The sequence below is a fragment of the Clostridium sp. genome (assembly GCF_030532265.1).
In the GTDB taxonomy this organism is placed as follows: Bacteria; Bacillota; Clostridia; order Clostridiales; family Clostridiaceae; genus Clostridium.
On sequence record NZ_JAUNLM010000100.1, the window covers coordinates 1 to 3,874 of the forward strand.

A 3,874-nucleotide genomic window follows, 5' to 3' on the forward strand; every position below is an offset into this window, starting at 1 on the left:
CTCCTTCATTCTTTGTTGGAGTTGCTGTTTTAAGATACTTTATTCCATTTGCTTCATCAAAACTTTCAGAAGTTTTTATATTGTTATTTGCATAAACATCAAACTCTGAAATTAATGATGTTATAAAAGCTGTAATACACATTAAAACACCTAAGATAAAGGCATATCTTTTTAATACTAATTTATTTTTTCTTCTTCTTTTCATTCTCATAAATTACCTTTACCTCCCTTTACATAATCCATTTAATATATTTTCTATATCAGGGTTTAAATTTTTCCATATGGCTTTATAGCCTTCTTCAGTTGCTTGTACAGCCTCTGAATCTACATCAATTATTACGGTTTTCCCTTTATATCTTTCTTTTAAATTTTGAGGGATATTTAGTTGAACAGAATTTAAAATCTCATCAGTTGTCTCCCCTTTAGGTAAAATTTCATTATAATAGTAATACCCATCATTTCCATTCATCCACTTATTACTATCTGAAAAATTTAACTGAATAAAATTAATATCTCCTACCCATGGATTTTCGTTCTCATCAACCCATCTTGGATTTATAGATATTCTAATTAAAGCATTTGCTGTGCTTTCATTTTTAACTTTAACTATTTTCTCATACTTATCTCCATTCCAATTCTCTGCTGGAGTAAAAGATTCATCTGTATTTATATCAATAGTTGCTAAATTAAAATTATTGGTTACTTGATCACTATCTGTAAACCATCCAATAACTTCTTTACCCATAGCATAAACCTTTGTACTTAATTCAGTAGAGCAAAATATTGAAAATGCAAGTACTGCACATATGATTATTTTAGTTTTTTTCATTTTGCTTACCTCCCTTTCTATTTATGACTACAAGTAATATAGCTCCAATAACAATTATTAATAAATAATTTAATATACCATTATCTCCTGTTTTTGGTGGTCTAGTTGATATATTATCATTTGTATCATTAGGTAAGTTTGGCTTTACTATATTATCATTTGTATTTCCAGTTCTTACTGCCGTAAAAATCCATCTTACAGAACCTTCTTTTCCCTTATATTCATTTCCTGTTTCTGATCCATTAAGAATTACCTCAGCAGTAATTTCTTTTTTTTCACCTGGATTTATAACTCCAAGTGATATATCTTCTTCTATACTTGGAGCACCTGTTGCATCTCCATCATGTAACACTTTATTATCATGTATTATATTCATATTTAATTTTTCTAATAAATCAAATTCTTCTTTTTCATTAATTCTTTCTGCTCTTAAAAATATTTCATATTCTTCTGAATGTTTGTTATTCATTATCAAGCTTCTTTTTATTTTATCTCCTGGAATCATATTGTTAAATTGCAAAAAAGGCTCATCTCCTGGAATATACACTATACCTTCAGAATTTCCTTCTAATTCAACATTAGGGGGTGCAAGTTCATCTGCAACCCCCGTTATTCCAATCATTAAAAGAAGTGATAAAGACATAACAATAGTCTTTAAAACCTTGCTCATTTTTTCACTCCTTTAAATATTACTTATAAAATTGTGTATATTATTCTTTAATAACTCCACCTAAATTTTTTATTTCATCAGGAGCATCACTCCAAACCTCTCCTACAGCCCCATTTGCTGCTTGAACACCTTCTGCATCAACTACAACATCAAATGCTCCATTTTTATATTCTTCTCCTGCAGTTCCAAGTAATTTAACACTATCTAAAAGATATTCAGTGAACTGGTCAGCTCCAACCACTTTATTGTAGTAATACCATCCATCTTTCTCTATCCAATAATTTTCTTTATTGTCTTTAAATCCCAATTCCACATGCTCAACATTACCTAACTTCTGTCCATCTGTTTTATCTTCAACAGTAAATTTAACCCTTATAAGTTGATCATATTTTGCATTATTTTGAACTCTAACATCTTTATTAACAGTTGTTCCAGGTAAAATATTTGCTGCATCACTTGCACTCCAAATTTCATCTATTTTTATTCCTTTTCCACCTTCTTGCTCATTTCCAGTTGTTGAAAAACTATTAGTTACTTTATCAGTATCAGTAAACCAAGCAAGTGATCCTCCAACAACTCCAACCATTAGTCCTACTGCTAAACATAGTCCTATAATTTTCTTTTTTCCCATAAAATAATCCTCCCAAAATTCAAATATTTATATATAAAATTTATTTATATATTCCCTTTAATCTTAACTTTATTATCAAATATGCTACTTAATACTAATGAACATATTACTAAAGCCATAATTATAAACTTAAATTTTATAATAAAGTTAATAATTGATCCTAAATATGGCATTGAACAAATTACTTTCCCAACAACAAGATCTTGTCCAATTAACATAGGATCTAAAACATCGTTTGCATCTCCCTTAGTTTGAAATTTAATTCTTCCACTTTTATCATTAATAACCTCAACCACTCTGTGTGTAGTAACGTTATTTGTATTGCTCCCTTTAAAAGTTATTACATCATTTTCTTTTATTTTATTTACATCTACCTTTTTAGTTATAATTAAACTCCCTGGATTTATATTAGGACTCATACTACCAGTTAGTATATTAAAAGATCTATATCCACTTATTCCCTTATTACCCATTATTGAAAATAAGGTTATTAACAAAAACATAAATACTAAAAAATAAAAAATAATATTTTTTAAATAATGCCAAAAAAAATTTTTATTTTTTGTTTTTTCCATTTTTATGACCTCACCCTCTCCTAATAATTTATACTATTTTTTACAATTCAATGAAATATTATTGTATTTAATTGCATTTTAAATGTAATAAATTACATTTTCAAAAACCTAACTTATATGAATCATAAAGAAATTTCACTTCTTAAATTTCTATAATAATTTAATGCTTTAATTAAGTTATTCTTATATTTTCTACCTATAGGCAATAAATTTCCATTTATTAAAATCAATTCATTTTTTATAATTTCCTTTATTTTGGATAAATTTACCATGTAACTTCTATGACACCTTACAAAACCTCTTTCTGACAGCTTTTTTTCTATATTTTCAAGCTTTTCATAATAATCAACTTGCCAATCTCCCATAAATATATTTATCTTCCTATGGTTTACTTCAAAATAATATATTGAATTAATTTCAATTAATTTTTTTATTCCTTTTTTACTTATCTCATAAAAATTTTCTTTGTTATCATCTATTTTTAATGCCCTAAATAATTCTTTCTCTATCCTACCCCTTCTTCCAGGTTTTAATAAATAATTAATTGCTAATATTTCATATCCTTCAAACACATATTTATTAGTTCTACTTAAAATTATAAATTTTACAAATGTATCTCTTTTTGTAATATATTTAGCAACATCAATTCCATGAATATCATCCAAATCAACTTCTAAAAATATAACATTATATTTTGCTAAATCATTCTTATAAACTCTCATAAGTTCTTTACCATGATTAAATTTTTCAATATTCATTTTTATGTTTTTATTTATTGATATTATTTTTAAAATGCATTCCAATTTTTTAATATCATTTAAATCATTATCACATATTGCTATATTAATCATATCTCACCTCATAAGTTTTATTTTTTACTATATTTTAACATCTATATTTATTTTTGTAATTACTTTTATTCACTTTTTATTTACCAATTGTTAACTATTTATTTATCTTTTATTATTTAAAAGTCCTATTAACTAATAAAAAGAGTTATGGAAATTAATTTCCATAACTCTTTTTATTAGTTTTATTAAACATAATATTTATTAAGTATTTTTAATTTAAAATTTTATTTTTCTTTAAATGCAAAAAATTTCATACATATAAAAGTAACAGGAACTCCTATTATTGCAGCAAGTGCATAAGCAATAAGCTTATCAAAT

6 protein-coding genes and 1 pseudogene are annotated in these 3,874 nt (G+C 25.5%); all 7 read right to left on the minus strand.

All coding sequences use genetic code 11. The features are described from left to right. Positions 1 to 211, minus strand: a 211-nt coding sequence (locus tag Q4E08_RS11690; RefSeq protein ID WP_303131140.1) for a hypothetical protein, incomplete at its 3' end; no start/stop codon positions are given. Between the two features lie 9 nt (positions 212 to 220). Continuing rightward, positions 221 to 829 (minus strand): hypothetical protein, encoded by a 609-nt coding sequence (locus Q4E08_RS11695; protein WP_303131142.1) that lies wholly within the window; start codon positions 827 to 829, stop codon positions 221 to 223. Beyond that, positions 816 to 1,499: an LPXTG cell wall anchor domain-containing protein gene (locus tag Q4E08_RS11700; protein WP_303131144.1), complete on the minus strand. Its 684-nt coding sequence runs from the start codon at positions 1,497 to 1,499 to the stop codon at positions 816 to 818. Before Q4E08_RS11700 ends, Q4E08_RS11695 begins: the two co-directional genes overlap by 14 nt. Positions 1,500 to 1,539: 40 nt before the next feature. Beyond that, entirely contained in the window at positions 1,540 to 2,130 is a 591-nt protein-coding gene (locus Q4E08_RS11705) for a TasA family protein (protein ID WP_303131145.1), read from the minus strand. A gap of 44 nt (positions 2,131 to 2,174) precedes the next feature. Further along, entirely contained in the window at positions 2,175 to 2,705 is a 531-nt protein-coding gene (locus Q4E08_RS11710; RefSeq protein ID WP_303131147.1) for a signal peptidase I, read from the minus strand. A 122-nt stretch (positions 2,706 to 2,827) separates the two neighbouring features. Next, positions 2,828 to 3,556 carry a LytTR family DNA-binding domain-containing protein gene (locus Q4E08_RS11715; RefSeq protein WP_303131149.1) on the minus strand — a complete coding sequence of 243 codons (729 nt, stop codon included), beginning with the start codon at positions 3,554 to 3,556 and terminating at the stop codon, positions 2,828 to 2,830. A gap of 224 nt (positions 3,557 to 3,780) precedes the next feature. Further along, positions 3,781 to 3,874, minus strand: a pseudogene (locus Q4E08_RS11720) (GtrA family protein); the annotation flags it as partial.